The organism is Enterococcus sp. DIV0682, assembly GCF_051712685.1.
GTDB lineage: Bacteria > Bacillota > Bacilli > Lactobacillales > Enterococcaceae > Enterococcus > Enterococcus faecalis.
In genome coordinates, this window is the sequence record NZ_JBIOPK010000001.1 from 2,380,001 (window position 1) to 2,398,010 (window position 18,010).

Annotated in this window: 18 protein-coding genes and 1 rRNA gene (1 of these 19 only partly in view); 3 read left to right on the forward strand and 16 right to left on the reverse strand. The window is 37.7% G+C overall.

The window, feature by feature from the left end:
* The 4 genes from IGK96_RS11555 to IGK96_RS11570 all read right to left on the reverse strand — a co-directional run.
* A 16S ribosomal RNA gene (locus IGK96_RS11555) occupies positions 1-1,009 on the reverse strand; it reaches 552 nt to the left of the window's first position.
* A 430-nt stretch (positions 1,010-1,439) separates the two neighbouring features.
* On the reverse strand, positions 1,440-1,688 hold the full coding sequence (locus tag IGK96_RS11560; protein ID WP_002392518.1) for a hypothetical protein: 249 nt from the start codon (positions 1,686-1,688) through the stop codon (positions 1,440-1,442).
* Positions 1,672-2,043 carry a hypothetical protein gene (locus IGK96_RS11565; protein WP_002385270.1) on the reverse strand — a complete coding sequence of 124 codons (372 nt, stop codon included), beginning with the start codon at positions 2,041-2,043 and terminating at the stop codon, positions 1,672-1,674. Before IGK96_RS11565 ends, IGK96_RS11560 begins: the two co-directional genes overlap by 17 nt.
* A 64-nt stretch (positions 2,044-2,107) precedes the next feature.
* Positions 2,108-2,476 (reverse strand): CvfD/Ygs/GSP13 family RNA-binding post-transcriptional regulator, encoded by a 369-nt coding sequence (locus IGK96_RS11570; protein ID WP_002365178.1) that lies wholly within the window; start codon positions 2,474-2,476, stop codon positions 2,108-2,110.
* Positions 2,477-2,659: 183 nt separating this feature from the next.
* Here IGK96_RS11570 and IGK96_RS11575 point away from each other — a divergent pair, with 183 nt between their 5' ends.
* Complete coding sequence (locus IGK96_RS11575) at positions 2,660-3,826, forward strand: MalY/PatB family protein (RefSeq protein ID WP_071646795.1); 1,167 nt, start codon at positions 2,660-2,662, stop codon at positions 3,824-3,826.
* Between the two features lie 33 nt (positions 3,827-3,859).
* Here the strand turns inward: IGK96_RS11575 and IGK96_RS11580 are convergent, their stop codons facing one another.
* Positions 3,860-4,066, reverse strand: a complete 207-nt coding sequence (locus IGK96_RS11580; RefSeq protein ID WP_085443185.1) for a DUF3955 domain-containing protein — start codon at positions 4,064-4,066, stop codon at positions 3,860-3,862.
* A 164-nt stretch (positions 4,067-4,230) separates the two neighbouring features.
* Positions 4,231-4,821, reverse strand: coding sequence for a peptidylprolyl isomerase (locus tag IGK96_RS11585; protein WP_002355150.1), 591 nt, complete (start codon positions 4,819-4,821; stop codon positions 4,231-4,233).
* Positions 4,822-5,025: 204 nt separating this feature from the next.
* Between IGK96_RS11585 and IGK96_RS11590 the strand changes: the two genes are divergently transcribed.
* Together IGK96_RS11590 and IGK96_RS11595 are read left to right on the forward strand one after the other, a co-directional pair.
* Entirely contained in the window at positions 5,026-6,036 is a 1,011-nt protein-coding gene (locus IGK96_RS11590; RefSeq protein WP_010824157.1) for an NAD(P)/FAD-dependent oxidoreductase, read from the forward strand.
* Positions 6,037-6,184: 148 nt separating this feature from the next.
* Positions 6,185-7,147 carry a phosphoglycerate dehydrogenase gene (locus IGK96_RS11595; RefSeq protein ID WP_010715421.1) on the forward strand — a complete coding sequence of 321 codons (963 nt, stop codon included), beginning with the start codon at positions 6,185-6,187 and terminating at the stop codon, positions 7,145-7,147.
* Between the two features lie 64 nt (positions 7,148-7,211).
* Here the strand turns inward: IGK96_RS11595 and IGK96_RS11600 are convergent, their stop codons facing one another.
* The 10 genes from IGK96_RS11600 to IGK96_RS11645 form a co-directional block, all read right to left on the reverse strand.
* Entirely contained in the window at positions 7,212-8,765 is a 1,554-nt protein-coding gene (locus tag IGK96_RS11600; RefSeq protein ID WP_085443184.1) for a bifunctional metallophosphatase/5'-nucleotidase, read from the reverse strand.
* Between the two features lie 97 nt (positions 8,766-8,862).
* A complete protein-coding gene (locus IGK96_RS11605; protein WP_002359172.1) occupies positions 8,863-10,143 on the reverse strand; it encodes an extracellular solute-binding protein in 1,281 nt (426 codons plus the stop codon).
* A 23-nt stretch (positions 10,144-10,166) separates the two neighbouring features.
* Complete coding sequence (locus IGK96_RS11610) at positions 10,167-11,456, reverse strand: MBL fold metallo-hydrolase (protein WP_002359171.1); 1,290 nt, start codon at positions 11,454-11,456, stop codon at positions 10,167-10,169.
* Positions 11,440-12,258, reverse strand: a complete 819-nt coding sequence (locus tag IGK96_RS11615) for a carbohydrate ABC transporter permease (protein WP_002355144.1) — start codon at positions 12,256-12,258, stop codon at positions 11,440-11,442. The genes IGK96_RS11610 and IGK96_RS11615 overlap by 17 nt, the downstream gene beginning before the upstream one ends.
* A 4-nt stretch (positions 12,259-12,262) precedes the next feature.
* Entirely contained in the window at positions 12,263-13,138 is an 876-nt protein-coding gene (locus IGK96_RS11620) for a carbohydrate ABC transporter permease (protein WP_002355143.1), read from the reverse strand.
* Entirely contained in the window at positions 13,138-14,271 is a 1,134-nt protein-coding gene (locus IGK96_RS11625; protein WP_002396511.1) for an ABC transporter ATP-binding protein, read from the reverse strand. The genes IGK96_RS11620 and IGK96_RS11625 overlap by 1 nt, the downstream gene beginning before the upstream one ends.
* A gap of 59 nt (positions 14,272-14,330) precedes the next feature.
* On the reverse strand, positions 14,331-15,509 hold the full coding sequence (locus IGK96_RS11630; RefSeq protein WP_000997695.1) for an IS256-like element ISEf1 family transposase: 1,179 nt from the start codon (positions 15,507-15,509) through the stop codon (positions 14,331-14,333).
* Between the two features lie 254 nt (positions 15,510-15,763).
* On the reverse strand, positions 15,764-16,702 hold the full coding sequence (locus IGK96_RS11635) for a glycosyltransferase family 2 protein (protein ID WP_010707118.1): 939 nt from the start codon (positions 16,700-16,702) through the stop codon (positions 15,764-15,766).
* A gap of 207 nt (positions 16,703-16,909) precedes the next feature.
* Positions 16,910-17,239, reverse strand: coding sequence for a HesB/YadR/YfhF family protein (locus tag IGK96_RS11640; RefSeq protein ID WP_016616794.1), 330 nt, complete (start codon positions 17,237-17,239; stop codon positions 16,910-16,912).
* A 54-nt stretch (positions 17,240-17,293) separates the two neighbouring features.
* A complete protein-coding gene (locus IGK96_RS11645) occupies positions 17,294-17,959 on the reverse strand; it encodes a potassium channel family protein (RefSeq protein WP_002355139.1) in 666 nt (221 codons plus the stop codon).
* Positions 17,960-18,010: the final 51 nt, after the last annotated feature.

Consider the following 18,010-nt stretch of genomic DNA (forward strand, 5'->3'; position numbering starts at 1 on the left):
GACCTGGTAAGGTTCTTCGCGTTGCTTCGAATTAAACCACATGCTCCACCGCTTGTGCGGGCCCCCGTCAATTCCTTTGAGTTTCAACCTTGCGGTCGTACTCCCCAGGCGGAGTGCTTAATGCGTTTGCTGCAGCACTGAAGGGCGGAAACCCTCCAACACTTAGCACTCATCGTTTACGGCGTGGACTACCAGGGTATCTAATCCTGTTTGCTCCCCACGCTTTCGAGCCTCAGCGTCAGTTACAGACCAGAGAGCCGCCTTCGCCACTGGTGTTCCTCCATATATCTACGCATTTCACCGCTACACATGGAATTCCACTCTCCTCTTCTGCACTCAAGTCTCCCAGTTTCCAATGACCCTCCCCGGTTGAGCCGGGGGCTTTCACATCAGACTTAAGAAACCGCCTGCGCTCGCTTTACGCCCAATAAATCCGGACAACGCTTGCCACCTACGTATTACCGCGGCTGCTGGCACGTAGTTAGCCGTGGCTTTCTGGTTAGATACCGTCAGGGGACGTTCAGTTACTAACGTCCTTGTTCTTCTCTAACAACAGAGTTTTACGATCCGAAAACCTTCTTCACTCACGCGGCGTTGCTCGGTCAGACTTTCGTCCATTGCCGAAGATTCCCTACTGCTGCCTCCCGTAGGAGTCTGGGCCGTGTCTCAGTCCCAGTGTGGCCGATCACCCTCTCAGGTCGGCTATGCATCGTGGCCTTGGTGAGCCGTTACCTCACCAACTAGCTAATGCACCGCGGGTCCATCCATCAGCGACACCCGAAAGCGCCTTTCACTCTTATGCCATGCGGCATAAACTGTTATGCGGTATTAGCACCTGTTTCCAAGTGTTATCCCCCTCTGATGGGTAGGTTACCCACGTGTTACTCACCCGTCCGCCACTCCTCTTTCCAATTGAGTGCAAGCACTTGGGAGGAAAGAAGCGTTCGACTTGCATGTATTAGGCACGCCGCCAGCGTTCGTCCTGAGCCAGGATCAAACTCTCATAATAAAAGTTAGAACAATCTTGCGATTGTTAAGCTCAATTTGTTTGCTAGCATATTGCTTGCTTGTTAAAAATGTTTGTTGTCTTGAATTGAATCAAGACGCCCTACACATTTGGTTCGTCTATTCTTTGTTCAGTTTTCAAAGGTCTACGTTACCTCGCAGCAACTTTTATATCATAACAAACTTTCGTTTGAATGTCAAGAACTTTTTTAAAAAAGTTTTTTAAGTTGTTTTGCTCGGTTGTTGTCTGTTGTGACAACTTCTATATCTTATCATCTCGTTTGTTATTTGTCAACAACTTTTTCGTTGCTTTTTCAAACTTTTTTCGAGAGATTTGAAATCAAGAATTGTTATTTAATTATTGATTTCTGAATCGCTCAGCTGTGTGACTCGCCTTGCGACATGTAATAATATATCAAGATTTTGATGTTTGGTCAACACTTTTTTTCAAAAAAATTAAAAGAAGTTTTCAATCTGTTTTCATTCTTTTCAATTATTTCGTTTTTAAACTTTTTAAATCCTAATTGTCTATCAAAACAGTTTAATTCCTTGCTAAAAATCGAACAATTTGAATCATATATTTGAAATAGTTCGATTAACTTTTTTACGTACAACATAAAAAAAGAAAGAATCTGTTCGATTATCGACAGATTCTTTCTTTTTTGTTTAAAACATTGGGACACCTTCAATATGATATTTTGACCAAATCGTTTTTAATTCTGCAGGTGCTACCCATGTATAGTCTTTATCCATTTCATTTTTAAGTGCTTGTTCATCCATCTCGAAGACAAACAGCGGAACATTTTCTTTATTGATATGCGCGTTAGTTAATTCTACTAAGCTAATTGAAGTAACGTCCAATTGAACCTCTTCTTTGAACCATTGTAGCATACTAGCTAAACCCGTCATCTCATCAGAAACTTTTGCCATCGCAAACTCAATCGCTTCACCTATTGGATGCATCAAAAATTTTTTACTACCATCGTTTAAGTTCAGTATGATTGTTCCAGCGACTTTTTTGTTAGACACGACATCCACCTCAATTAATTTTTAGATTCACTAACAAAAGAAATTGTAACACACTTTCTGAAAAAATACAGAATTATTTTTCAAGCAATTTATCCATGGCTTCATCAATCCATTCTGGAAGTTCTTTGTCTAAGGTTGCAAAGCCAATTTTTTTATTCTTATCCGTAAAATATTTTTTGCGTCGATGGTTCACTGAATGAACTTTGTCTTCAAGGGTTCGTAAAGATAAGCTAATCTTTTGAGAATATTCATCAACATCAATAACTTGAACGGTTACTTTTTGTCCAACGGTTAAGAGTCCATGGATATTTTTGGTAAAACCAGCTTGTACTTCCGAAACATGAATCAGTCCTTGTGTTTCTTCGTCTAAAGAAACAAATGCGCCATATGGTTGAAGTCCGGTAATTGTGCCAGAAAGTACCATACCAATTTTGTACTTCATCAAATTTCCTCTTTTCATACGATAAATTTCTTTTTCCGTTTCTACTCATTTAAAATAATAGCATTTTTTCAACGTTTGTGCATTATTTCTTCCCTAGTTGTTAAAACTATTGTTTCATCTTTTAAGCAAAATCTACTATACTATAGGAAGTAAGACTTTATATAGAAGAAAAGGAGTTATCTTATGTTTAATTTTAATGAAACCATTGATCGTCGCCACACGAATTGTGTTAAATGGGACACCGTTGAAACGAGTTACCACGAAAAAGATTTACTACCTTTATGGGTTGCTGATATGGATTTCAAAGTGCATCAGCCTATTCTTGATGCCTTGTCACAAGTTATTGAACAGGGCATTCTAGGATATGCGGTTGCACCTAATGATCTGTATCAAGCAATTCAAGATTGGCAACGGCAACACCATCAATTGATTGTTGAAAAAGAAGAAATTTTGTTTAATAGTGGCGTGGTACCTAGCTTGGCCACAGCCGTTCAAGCGTATACAGCACCTGCGGATTCTGTCATGATTTGTGATCCAGTCTACCCCCCTTTTGCAGATGTGGTAAAACAAAATGAGCGTAGACTTGTGCGCCATTCTTTGCTAGAAGTTAACGGACATTATGAGGTTGATTTGGTTAAAATGGAACAACAGATAATCGAAGAAAAGGTGAAGCTGTTACTTTTTTGTAATCCCCATAATCCTGGTGGACGTGTTTGGACAAAAGAAGAATTGCTAGCAATTGGCCGTTTATGCCAAAAACACCAAGTAACTGTGGTTAGCGATGAAATTCATCAGGATTTGATTTTCAAACCGCATACCTTCACTTCCTTCACTGTCGCTGATGAAGCATTTAAGGAATTCACTGTTACCTTAACCGCGGCAACGAAAACCTTTAATTTAGCGGGGATTAAAAATTCAATGCTGTTCATTCCTAATGAAAAACTACGGCAATCTTTCGTATCTTTACAAGACAAAAATCATCAAGGCGGCATCAATACTTTTGGCTACGTTGGAACGGCAGCTGCCTATCAAACAGGGGAGGAATGGCTAACGGCATTACTTGATTATTTAAAAGAAAATATTGATTTTGCCCTTTCTTTTTTCCGTGAAGAGATGCCTAGCGTTCGTGTAATGGAGCCTGAAGGAACCTATCTTTTATGGTTAGACTTTAGTTCTTATTCGCTAACGGATCGGGAACTTCGCGATACCTTAATTCATAAGGGGAAAGTGGTTTTAAATCCAGGAATTAGTTTTGGTCCCCAAGGTTCTCAACACATGCGTTTAAACTTAGCTTGTTCAAAAGAAACTCTCGAAGAAGGCCTTTTACGTATCAAAAAAGCCTTTAATTAAAAACAGCTGTCCTAGTTTTTAGGACAGCTGTTTTTAATTCTTTCTTTTGCGTTTAGCTAAATAAACTCTGACGAACCAGATACCTGAAAATAGAAGTAAAATTTCTCCAATTATAATTGTATAAAATCCTGGTTCATGAACGATTCCTTGCTGATCTACATACGTAAAAAACGTTCCTACAAATGGGAGTATTACTGCAAACAAAGCCAAGGCCATTGGATATCTGTATTTTTCTAACAAATTCGCTTCCTCTCCTTCTATTCTTTAACTCAGTATCCTATAAAGACTTCATTAAAAGAAGCGATTTGGATGCTTTTAAAAAAAAGTTAGTCGTTTTAAGAAAAAAATAAAGAGTACCAACGAATTTGTCCCTCGTTGGTACTCTCTTTTTCAATTGGTTAAATTTATTCACCAATGATTTCAACTGTGTCCATCACGACGTCAAATGTTGGACGGTCTTGGGCATCCCGTTGGACTCCACCAATTTCATCTACTACATCCATACCATCCACAACATGACCAAAAACAGTATGACGGAAGTCTAACCAAGGTGTTCCGCCTTGTTTGTAAGCTTCAATAATTTCTTCTGGAAAACCAGCATCTTCTAACTGACTCATCATTTGAGCTGGAACATTTTGATTAGTAACAACAAAGAATTGGCTGCCATTTGTGTTAGGACCAGCATTTGCCATTGACAATGCGCCACGCAAATTGAAAACATCCCGAGAAAATTCATCCTCAAATGCTTCTCCATAAATACTTTCGCCGCCCATTCCTGTTCCGGTTGGGTCACCGCCTTGAATCATAAAATCAGGAATCACACGATGGAAAATAACGCCATCATAGTAGCCCTTTTTCGCTAATTCAACAAAATTTTTAACCGTTTTAGGCGCTTGTTCTGGGAATAATTGAACAGTGATGTCGCCTCGGTTTGTTTTAATGACCGCTTTTGGTCCTTTAGCATTTTCTAAATCTAATTGTGGAAATTGTGACATGAGAATGTCCTCCTAGATAATTATTTTATAGTTCCATCATATCGAAAAATGCTGAAAATTGCTATGATCTTTTTCCAATGATTAAAGAATGCTTTGATTCGTTAGCCAAACTTGCTTTTTTCGAAAAGCCGTGCTATTTTGTGAAGTGTTCGCAAAACGATCAATAGTTGTCTCAACCCTAAATGAATTAGGAGGAATTTTCAAATGTCTGATGAAAAAGATATTTATGATTTAACGATTATCGGCGGCGGTCCTGTTGGATTATTTGCCGCTTTTTATGCGGGAATTCGTAAAGCAAAAACGAAAATCATTGATAGCCTGCCGCAATTAGGTGGTCAGCTAACAATGCTGTATCCCGAAAAATATATTTATGATATTCCTGGATTCCCTGCTATTAAAGCCGGTGAGTTAATTGCCAATTTGGAAAAACAGATGCAGCCATTTCAGCACGATGTTTGTTTGGAAGAAGAGGTCACACACCTTGCACAGGAAGCAGATGGACTTCTGCGCTTAGACACAACTAAAGGCACACATTATTCTAAAACGGTTATCTTTGCGATTGGTAACGGCGCTTTCCAACCTCGACGTTTAGCTATCGAAAATGTTGAAGCCTTTGAAGGTGAGTCAATCCATTATTATGTGACTGACATGAAAAAATTCGCTGGCAAAAAAGTTGCGATTGCTGGTGGCGGCGATTCCGCAATTGATTGGGCTTTAATGCTAGAAAACGTTGCAGAAGAAGTATCTATTATCCATCGTCGCCCACAATTTCGCGGCCATGAACATAGCGTGGAACAACTGGAAAAATCTAGTGTTTCTATCAGAACTCCCTATATCATTAGTGATATTTTAAAGGAAAACGAAACGTTCACAGGCATCCAATTAACGGAGACAAAAGGTGACCAAACATTGGATCTCCCTCTGGATGATTTAATTATCAATTATGGCTTCACTTCTTCTTTAACACACCTCAAAAAATGGGGATTAGACGTTTCTAGAAATGCTATTAATGTTCATTCCGATATGTCAACTAACATTCCTGGTGTATACGCTGTAGGGGATATCTGTTCCTATGAGGGAAAAGTGAAATTAATCGCTACAGGCTTTGGTGAGGCACCTACTGCCGTAAATAATGCTTTACATTACTTACGGCCCGATGCTCGACGTCAACCAGTTCATAGTACAAGTTTATTTGAAAACGGCGTACCTAAATAAGGTTAGCACTGGACTTTAGCAGTTTTTAAGCCAAGGACAAAAATCTAAATCGGATTTTTGTCCTTGGCTTTCTGCTTTACTGAAAAGCCTTTCTTTTTCTCTTTTAAATTTATTTTTGATACAATAAAAAGTGCTAGGAGGAAGAAAGATGAACCAACCAATTATTTATTTAAATGAAGTATTCAACGAAGAACAACTGGAACAAGTGAAAGCTGTGGCACCCAATTATCTAGTTAAAACATCTACCGATTATTTATCCTCTGCTGAAGAAGAGGCCATCGAAATTATGTTAGGCTGGCATAAAGAAATTGGTCCGCGTTTATTAGCCTCTGATACTAGTCACCTAAAATGGATTCAGCTCATTTCTGCTGGTGCTGATTATATGGATTTTGATAAATTAAGAGAAAAAGGCATTCTGTTGTCTAATGGTAGCGGAATCCATAGTGTTTCTATCTCAGAACATGTTTTAGGCGTTTTATTAGCACATACCCGCGGACTGCAAGAAAGTATCCAACAACAAATGCAACACACATGGAATCAAACAGCCCCTTCCTATCAACAACTTTCTGGGCAAAAAATGTTAATCGTAGGCACTGGGCAAATCGGACAACAATTAGCTAAATTTGCTAAAGGTTTAAATCTTCAAGTTTATGGCGTGAATACCTCTGGACATGTGACGGAAGGCTTCATTGAATGCTATTCACAGAAGAATATGAGTAAAATTATCCATGAAATGTCCATTGTTGTGAACATTCTTCCTTTAACTGAAACAACAAAACATTTATACAATCAGGCACTTTTTGAAAAAATGGCTCCTGAAACAATTTTCGTAAACGTTGGTCGCGGCGCCTCAGTAGCAACGAACGATTTGATAACTGCCTTAAACAATAAAACCATTGCTTTTGCTGCCTTAGATGTCTTTGAAGAAGAACCTCTTCCCGAAGATAGCCCTTTATGGGAGATGCAGAATGTTTTATTAACACCTCATATTTCTGGCATGACACCGAAGTTCAAATCAAAATTACTGGCGATTTTTATTCCAAACTTAAATCAATTTGTGACGGATCAGACCCTCGTCAAAAACCAAGTTTCCTTAAAAAAAGGCTATTAACTCAAAAAAGGCCTTCAACCATCTTTCAAGTAATTGCATGGTTGAAGGCTTTTTTTGCTATTTTTTACCAGATAACCTTGAAGTTATCATTTGTCGACGCTTGAATGATTGGATGTTTTTTTAAATATTCTGCAATCAGTTCCGTCATATCAATTTGAATTTCTCGAATAATTTTTTCAGGTTGGAACATTTGATAGTTTCCGCCACCGACTGCTCGGTATTGATTTGTCACGATTTCCAAAACATCTTCTGCTTGCACTGCTTTGCCATGATAATTAAGTTTCGTCACTCTTTCACCAAACGGTTGTCTTAAATCAAGCGTATACTCAATGCCTTCATACATATCATAATTATAGTATTGTGGTTTTGGATCGACATATTTCGGGTTGAAAATTGGTTGGCCTTTTTCTAACACAAAATAAGTAGCGCTTTGTTCTAACGCTTCACGGAGGTCTTGTCCAGTGACACGCAATACAGCCAAGGTATTTGGATAAATATAGTTGGTAATGATATCGCGCATCGTAATTTGATTATTAAACCCTTTGCCTTCATTGTTAAAAAGTGCAGTCCCTGAAATATCCGTTCCGCTTGAAGCCATTTGGACGTTATTAATAAATTCTATATATGGATGTTCTTTGAGGCGTACGGCATTCGGATTTTGAATCGTCATATCCCCTTCCACATTTCCCACTGGTTGATCAAGCCACTCTTCTACCTCGTCATGTAACGCTGTTGTCAAAGCTAAAACTTCTGCATCTGGTTGTTCGTTTCCAACAGGATGAATAGCTGCGTCACTTTCAATAACGCGATAGCCTTTAGCCATAGGTTCAATTTCTAAAGTAATTTCTCCAACAAAAGCTCCTCGAAAACCTGGTTGAATCACAGGTATTCCATTCAGTTTTGTAGCAATTTCTCGATGTTGGTGACCCGTGACTAAGGCATCAATCCCAGGAACTTTTTCCAATAAATCGTAGCCTTCATTTTCTCCTGTTAGTAATTCCGTGGGTTCCCCTGTTTCTAAATCTTTTTCAAAACCGCCATGGTAAGCGACAACAACTAGGTCTGCTTCTTCCCGCAGTTTTGGCACGTATTCCGCCGCTGTTTCAACGACACTTTTAAACGTTAAATCTTTGACTGTTGCCGGCTGTTCCCAATGAGGAATATATTGGGTCGTCACGCCAAGAATGGCTACTTTAACCCCTTGTTTTTCTATGATGACATACGGCTGACCGAAATAAGGTTGTCCATCTTTACCAAGAATATTGGCAGCTAAAACTGGCTGTTGATAACTGGCAATTGTTTCCTTTAAATAATCTAATCCGTAATTAAATTCGTGGTTACCTAAAATGCTAACATCATAATTCATTTGATTAATGATTTTAGTGATGGCTTCCACTGAATGTGTTTCTGCTTTTCTTACGTAGTAACTAAGCGACGAACCTTGAATAAAATCCCCATTTTCAATTTGAAAAACTGGTCCTTCGGCAGACGCACGTAACTTTTTCAGCATGGTTGCTGCTTTTGCGGTTCCAAAAGGCAAATCCATCTTTTTTTCACTATAACTTGTCGGCATAATATACCCATGCATATCACTTGTTGCTAAAATTTTTATTTGCATTTTGTTTCTCTCCTTCTTCCGCCCAAAAGAACAGGAAGGTTAGAACACGAGCCATAACGACTCAGATCCCAACCTCCCACGTCTGTTTATTTATTGATTATTGGTTCCATGCTTGTTCAAATTGTGATGTTGCATCTTTCAATAATTTTTTCGTGTCTTTATTTGATGAAGCAAAAATACTTTCCATAATTGTCCGCATTTCATTATAGGCTGAATCAGCATTTTCTTCTACTGGGATAGCGAATAAATCTTTTACTGCGTTTTCAAGTTGTGCAGGTACTTTGGTTGTCTTAGAGTTTTTGTACTCATCACTGTGTAAAACAGATTCTAAAATTGGCATATAACCTGTTTGTTGTGCCCAGTACAATTGTGAATCAGGAGTAGCTAAGAATTTCATGAATTCAAATGCCGCTGTCCGTTGTTCTGGCGTAGCACTATCGAACATATAAATATCTGTTCCTTGTTGTAAGTTGATTTTTTCAGGACGTGGTGCAACACCGTATTCATAGCCACCAGCTTCAGCATCTTTTTGAACAAAACCAGCACCAGCAATACTACCGACAAACATTGCTACCTTTTTGTTTGCAAATGGGCCAGATAAATATTTATCTGAACCAGCTGTGCGGAAGTAACCTGCTTCGATACCATCACGGTAATAGTCCACGACTTCTTGTGAATCTTTGCTTGTTAAATCTAAATCTTTATTAAAATCAACGCCTTTGTTTTTCATTCCAATTGCGTAATAGTTATTTAACGAGTCAAAACCAGCACCAACGACTTCTTTGTTGGATTTTTCGTAAATTGTTTTAGAAGCTTCTTTTAATTCCTCTAATGTTTTCGGTACTTCAACACCATATTCTTTCAACAAATCAGCATTATAGAATAACATTTCTGTCGATTTATTAAATGGAATGCCGTATTGTTTGCCGTCGATTTTGGCGCCGTCTAACAATACTTCACGAATTGGTTCTGCATCTTTCCAGCCGATTGTGTCATCATCCATATATGGTTTTAAGTCCACTAACATTTCATCTTGTGCAGCATTCCATAACCAGCCTGGGTACGCTTGCGTAATTGTTGGTAAATCTTTTGGTGAAGTTAAAGTCGAATTGATTTTGGCTTGTAAATCAGGGTAAGCAGATTGATTTTGTAATTCCACTTTAATTTTTGGATTTTCTTTCATGAAGTCTTTCGTTAATTTTGTTAACGCTTCTTCTTGAACCCCATTCATTGCATGCCAGAAAGTGATTGTCGTATCTTCCTTCACTTCTTTCACAATATCGTTTGATTCTTTGGCCCCATTACCGTTACCACAAGCCCCCAATGCGAAAATAGCTGCGGTTGCTAACACTGTTGTTGCTAGAGTTTTGAACTTCATTTTTTTCTCTCCCTTAAAAAAATTTATAAAACAATTTGCTCGCCACGTTCTGGCAATATTCTTTCACCATACGGGTTTTCCAGTTTTTCTGGTTTTAACGTATGGATTGGAACCAATACTTGAGGTTCAATCAATGCAATAATTTTATCCAGATCTTCTGGAATTGCATGTCCTGAACAAGCTAAACGGACAAAAGTAATGTCTTTTTTAGCCAACAAATCTAAAAACACGCGATACTGTGGATCAAAGTCCCCTAACGGTTGCGCATCACTGTGAATGTATAAACTACCTTCTTGGAGGTTGTCAAACTGGTTCACAACTTGCCACAAATAGTCTGTTTTGTCCTTTAGTAACGTGTCATACGGGATTTCTAACGCTGGATTCAATTCTGGTATTTTACCAGATTCAGCATAATAATAACGAACTTCTATTCCAAATACTTCAAGTAACAACGCAGCCATATTTGCTTCTAAAACGACTGTACGTGGTGACTTTTCAATAATCTTAGCAAAACGTTCTACGTTTGCTGGATAACCATTAAAGGTAATTTGTCGATTCGGGTTTTCTAGTTCTAAACGAACCAAGTGCTGAACAAGATCTTCTTCACTGACAACCGCTATTTGGGCTGGATCTGGTTCACGTTCTGGGAAGCTAATGCTTACGCCTTCCATCATTAATAATTCAGTATGTTTGGCTTTTTCACAAAAAGCTAAAGTTTCTTCACGATTATGGCCATGTAAGCGCAAATCACCTGTGTATGTGATGAAATGGTCAGGCGTGCGAATCAGTAATGCCGAAGCACCGTACGCATCATGATCAACAGGCACGATTTCCACTGAAATTTCGCCAACTTTAATCACATCGTTTTTATTAAGACCAATCATTTCTCGGGTAAAATTCTTTTCTTCAAACGGTGATGGAATCAAAAAATCACCTTTGCGATTTAAACTATTTAGAATCATCTTCGTTTCTTTTAATGTGTACAACGGAACAGCTGGGTCTAAATAATTAATCATGCGCGAATGATCTAAATGGGCATGAGATAAGAAAACAGCGGTGTGTTGATACTCTTTGTCTTCTGCACCATGATATTCATAACCTAAACGTGGATCATATAAGTCTTTTAATTCTGGCACTAAACGATTATTAATTAAGGTTTCAATGTGATCATCGGGCAAATCTAATTCTGGTCGAAATTCTGTACCAAAATCAAAGAAGATGTGGGCATCTTTATACGCCACTTCAATCACGGTTCCTCCAATTGTTAAAATGCCACTGTGAAAAGTCACAGTTGTTTTAGCCTTTGATTCCATTTTTTGCAACTCCTCTGATAATTTCTTTTCTGAAAATCAAGTAAATAATTAAAATTGGAATAACGGTTAATGTTGCAGCAGCCATTTGCAAATGTACGTCACTACCGCTCTCTGTCGCAAAGGCCGATAGTCCATTATTCAATAGACGGTATTTTTTCTCGTTCGTCACCAACAATGGCCACAAGAAAGAATTCCAACTAGAAATGAATGTTAAAATCCCTACTGTTACCAACGCTGGTTTTGACATTGGTACTAAAATACGCCAAATATATTCTAAATCACTAGCGCCATCAATCTTGGCAGCCTTGTAAAAAGTATCAGGAATACCTTTTAAATAACCGTTTAAATAGTAAATATAAAAAATACTAGTTAAAAATGGAATAATTAAGGCGCTGTAAGTATTTAACAAACCTAATTGCGCAATCGTTTGATAATTGGTAAAGATAATAGATTCATATGGAACCATTAACAACGAAATCATCAAAGCAATGACCACATTTTTAAAACGGAACTTCAAACTCGTTAACGCGAATGAAGCTAAAACGGCGGTGACTACCGTAGCAATCGTTGTAACGCCTGAAACAAAGACTGTGTTCAAGAAATACCGAAGAAAGGGTGCTTTTTGAAAGACCTCTGTGTAGTTTTGCCATTGTGGTTGTTTTGGAAACATGGTTGGCGGCATGCTGGTCGCTTCAGAGTAACTCATTAAACCGGCTAAAATCATATAGACAAATGGAAATAACGTAATAACGGCTAAAATGCCTAAGAAAACAAATGCGATAATCGTTAAAACTTTTTTCATTGGCTTATTGCCCCACTTTCTTTAAGAGTTTATTTTGTAAGAAAGTGACCACTAAAATAATCACAAATAAAATCACTGTGGCGGCCATCGCAATTCCGGGACGTCCTGCAATGTGGAATTTGTCATAAATATAGTACACTGCGGTTGTGGCACTATTGGCAATCCCCGCACGACCACCGAATAAAGCATAAACTTGTGTATAAACTTTAAAGGCGCCAATTAAATTGACCGTTAATAAAAAGGCAATGGTCGGGACTAATTGCGGAAACGTAATACGTCGGAAAATTTCGCCGTCTGAGGCACCAAACATTTTCGCTATTTTAAAGTGTTCTTCATCAATATTTCTCAACCCAGCCAACAAAATAATAATATTAAATGCTAAACTCGTCCAAACCCCAAAAATAATCAATGTTGGCATACTCATTTGAACATTATCTAGCCAGTTGACAGAAGGAATGCCGAAAAAACCTAAGACGTAATTGACAATTCCATAATCGCCATTAAAGAAGTAACGGAAGACAATCCCAATGGCAATCGTACTCGTTACATAAGGCATAAAGAAAATCGTTTCAAAGAAACTCTTATGTTTAACTTTTTCAAAGATAATCCAAGCAATTGCTAGGGAAATTATCAAGGCAATCGGTACCACAGCAAATGCATAGAGCGCTGTATTTTTTAACGCTTTATAGAAGATTGGATCATTCAATACACGTTGATAATTTTCTAAACCAGCGTAGCGTTGGTTAATTAAGGAACCTTTTTGGAAACTCATCCACAAAGAACGAAACAGTGGATAAACGCTAAACAGTAAAATGATTCCTAATGATGGCAGAAGGAAGAGCCATGCTTTTGGTTGATTTTCTGGATTGTATTTTTTCATTAGTAAACCCGATCTCCCGCTTCGTTAAAGATAAATACTTTTTTATATGAAAAATCAAAAGATAAAGTGTCTCCTTCTTCAATCGCTTCTTCTACACTTACAATTGATTTCACTTGTTCGTTTCCTAATGTAAATCGTAAAATACGTTCTCGACCAATCAATTCCACTAAATCTGTCGTTGTGGTAAAGAGACCTGTTTCAGCTGGTACCACATCTTCTGGACGAGAAGCAAACGTATATTTCCCGTCAGTCATTGGCATTTTAAAGCGTGCTTGCTCAAAACGCTCAAGCGGAATTTCAAAACTTTCGTGGTACATTTTGCCGTCTTTCACTTCAACAGACAATAAATTAATAATTGGATTACCTATGAACTGAGCAACAAATAAGTTATTTGGTTCTAAGTAAAGGTTTTGAGGTTCATCATTTTGTTGAATAACCCCTTCGTTTAATAAAATAATTTTATCACTGATTGATAGCGCTTCCTCTTGGTCGTGCGTTACAAAGATTGTTGTAATGCCTACTTCTTTCACCAAGCGGCGGATTTCTTCACGAATTTTCAAACGCAAACGTGCATCCAAGTTACTTAAAGGCTCATCTAATAATAAAACATCTGGTTTTTGAACTAACGCCCGGGTAATCGCAACACGCTGTTGTTGACCACCAGAAAGTGTGCCTGGCTTTTTATGGCTTAACTCTTCAATATTCGTTAGTTTCATATATTCTTCGGCAATAGCTTGTGCCTCTGCCTTGGGAACTTTCTTACTTCCTACCGTCAAAGGAAACATTACGTTTTCTAGAACAGTCATATGTGGATATAAGGCATAGTTTTGAAAAACGAACCCGATGTTCCGATCTTTTGGTGCTGTTTTGACAACCGATTGCTGTCGAAACTGAATATCTCCATCACTTGGATGTAATAAACCTGCAATTAAGTTTAAAATTGTGGATTTCCCACACCCACTTGGTCCTAACAAACAAACCAAGTCCCCTTGCTCAATAGTAAAATTGACCGATTTTAACGCTTCAAACCCATTATCGAATACTTTTTTCAAGTCGATAACTTCTATCATGACCCAACCTCCAAAAAAACATTTAATAGCATACCTTTTGATTTTAACATTTATTTCTTGCAACCGCGAGGGGAGCGTCAATAATTTTGTGTAAATAAATTGTCCTCCTGCAAAATAATTAGTTACTCAGTAAACATTGAAACTAATGTATCGGTTACCTGTTGAAAACCTTTATGGCTTCTGTTTAGAAATTTTTGATTGTATGTATCAAAAATGCTGACTAGAAAGCGTTCTAGTGATTCTTCATTTTGAAACTGCTCTTTTCTACGGCTGTATCTTTTAATTTGCTTATTGAAAGACTCGATTAGATTGGTTGAGTAAATGGTTCTACGAATGCTAGGTGGAAAATCATAAAAAGTTAATAAGTCTTGGTTTTCTATGAGTGACTGCGTCACTTTAGGATAGTTTTTCTTCCATTTCTCAATCATGCCGGATAAGAAGGTATTCGCTTCTTCTTTTGAGTTAGCTTGATAAACAGCCTTAAAGTCATCACAGATTTCTTTTCGGTCTTTGACACGTACTTTATGAGCGATATTACGAGATACATGGATACAACAATGCTGATATTTTGCTTTAGGATAAATTTGATGGATAGTATCTTTCATGCCTTTTAAGCCGTCCGTAATAAAAAGCAAGACTTCTTGAACTCCTCTGGAGTTAATATCCTGTAGCAGCTCATTCCAAACGTATGTTGATTCAGTTGGAGCAATCGCATAACTCAGTACTTCTTTAGTGCCGTCTTCTCGTATACCAATGGCAATATAAATCGCTTCTTTGGATACGGTTTGACGTTTTAGTGGAATGTAAGTAGCGTCCATAAAAATAGCGACATACTTATCATTTAAGGCTCTGGATTTAAAGGCATTTACTTCTTCAGTCAGAACTTTAGTCATGTTGGACATGGTTTGTGGAGTATAGTGATGACCGTACATTTTTTCGATCAAATCAGCAATTTCAGACATCGTAACACCTTTTTCGAATAAATGGATAATAGTGGTTTCCAATGTATCGTTTGTTCTTTTGTAGGCTGGTAAAGTTTGTTGTTTAAACTCACCATTACGATCTCTAGGTATTTCCAATGTTAATTCACCATATTCGGTTTTGATTGATCGAAAGTAAGAACCGTTTCTCGAATTACCTGAATTAAAACCAGTGCGATCATATTTTTCGTAATCTAAAAAAGCCGTTAATTCAGTCCGTAGGAGTGTGTTTATCGCTTTTTCTAAGTGCGAACGGAATAATTCATTTAAATCGCCTTTAGTGACTAGAGTTTGCACAATTTCTGTAGTAAAATCATTCATAGGGAAGTCCTCTTTTCTGTGAATTGGTTGTCGTTAACTTTATTCTACAGAAGCGACTTCCTTTTTTGTATGGATTTTTTCATTTACACAAAATATTTTACACTCTCACCGCGAGAGCAAAGCTGTTTCATTAAGATAAAAATAGGTAAAGTTAATGTATTTTTTATGTAAAAAATGTTGTTTTTCTGAAAAGTCTATTCACACTTTTTTTAATGCACAACAAAAAAACAGAGAATTTTTCTCTGCTTTTTTGGTTATTTTTTAGAATCTTTTTCTGATTCCTTTACAATATAAATTGGTCGTTTTTTCGTTTCTAAGAAAATTTTGCCGATATATTTGCCAATAATTCCTAAACATAATAGTTGCAAACCACCTACAAAAAGTACAATACAAACCATTGAAGGCCAGCCGCTTGTTGGATCACCATTAACTAATGTTCGAAAGATAATCACTAACATTGCTAGTGCAGAACCAACACACGAAAAGGCGCCAACGTATGAAGCAATATTCAATGGTGTTTCTGAAAAATTGACAATCCCGTCAATTGAATAACTTAATAGACTCCAGAAAGACCAAGAGGTTTCTCCAGCAATTCGTTCTCGATTTTTAAATTCAATATATTCTGTTTTAAAGCCGACCCAACTAAAAATCCCTTTTGAAAAACGATTATACTCAGATAACTCTAAAATCGCATCGACCATTTGTCGGGTCATGACACGAAAGTCACGGGCACCATCCACCATTTCCGTCTCAGCAATTCGATTAATGAGTTTATAGAACATCCGTGCAAAAAAGCTACGAATGGGCGGTTCGCCGTCTCTTGTTATGCGTCGTGTGCCAACACAATCTAAATCTGTACTGGTTTCAATCATCTCAATCATTTGAGGTAATAACTCAGGCGGGTCTTGTAAATCAACGTCCATGACTGTCACTAAGTCACCTGTTGCTTCTTTTAAACCAGCGTATAAGCCCGCTTCTTTCCCAAAATTTCGTGAAAAAGAAAGATAACGGACCTTCTCTGGATGTTCGCGATAAAGCTGTCTTAAAACAGCTAACGTATTATCTTTTGAGCCATCATTCACAAATATATATTCTACTGAATGAGATAGTTGCTGGCTAATTTTTTCTACTTCTTCAAAAAACAGCGGAATCGCTGCTTCCTCATTATAACAAGGGACAACAATTGATAGCATTTTATTTCCTCCACACTTCAGTTAATTATCATTATACCATATGATAGCCTTATTAAATAACGATATCCAATTAAGAATAGCTTAATTAAATAGAAAGAACCTGAGAAAAAATCCAAAACGATTTTTTCTCAGGTTGACTAGCGGTTAAACGAAAGCAACAGAAATAGTCCTACGCACTACTTCAGCCTCTTTTGTTTAGCACTAAAATTATTTTGTTAAATCTTCTTGGTTTGCTTCAAATTGATAACGCGGTTCATCATTCTTTTCATCATAATCAACAAGCAAATCATACCCTTTAAAGAACCAATCATCTGTTTCTTCAATAAAATAGGTAATCCCATCTAGGTTCTCTTTAATCATTGGCTCATCTGGCGCTTCTACAGACATCGCAATGGAAAAACCATCATGAACAGGTGTTTTTCCATAAATTTTTCCGAAAAAACGAATGCCTGTCTCAGGCTGAACCCCGGTTTCTTCTTTAAACCATTGTTGGGCTTTCGGTGTCACTTCTAATTTCATTCTTTGTTCCTCCTTCACATCTCTGTCGCCATTTATTGTAGCACAGCGCAGTGCTTTTAGAGAATAAAGTGCTTAGCCATTCATTTTTTCATCTAATAAATCAACGTCTGCGGTATCACCGATAACTAATAAATTGTCGTTTTCTCGAACAATTTCAGAAGCATCTGGCGAAGCAATTACTTCTGTTTTCGAGCGGCGAATCGCTACCACAGTTAAACCAAATCGTTGACGGAAATTTAATTCTGCTAAGGTTTTATTGTAAAATTTAGGATTGGTGACCCGAACCTCAGCTAATGAAAATTCGCTAGATAATTCAATATAATCTAAAATATTGCGTGAAACAAGTTTGTGAGCAATTCGAATACCCATATCCCGCTCTGGGTGAACGACCATGTCTGCCCCAATTTTATCTAAGACACGGGCATGATATTCATTGACTGCTTTGGCTAAGACATTGGGAACCCCCATCTCTTTAACCATTAATGTTACTAAAATACTCGCTTGAATATCTTCACCAATTGCCACCACTACGTGATCAAAGTTCCGAATCCCTAAAGAACGCAACGTCATTTCATCTTGAGCGTTAGCCACCACTGCATGCGTTGCAATATTCATATATTCATTGACACGGTCTTCACTGCTGTCAATGGCCAAAACTTCTTGACCAGCTTCCACCAAAGTTTGGCATATGCTGCCGCCAAAACGTCCTAAACCAATAATTGCAAAATTTTGTTTCATTTCTTCTGACCGCTCCTGTCTGTTCGTTAAAATTAGTATAACAAATCCATA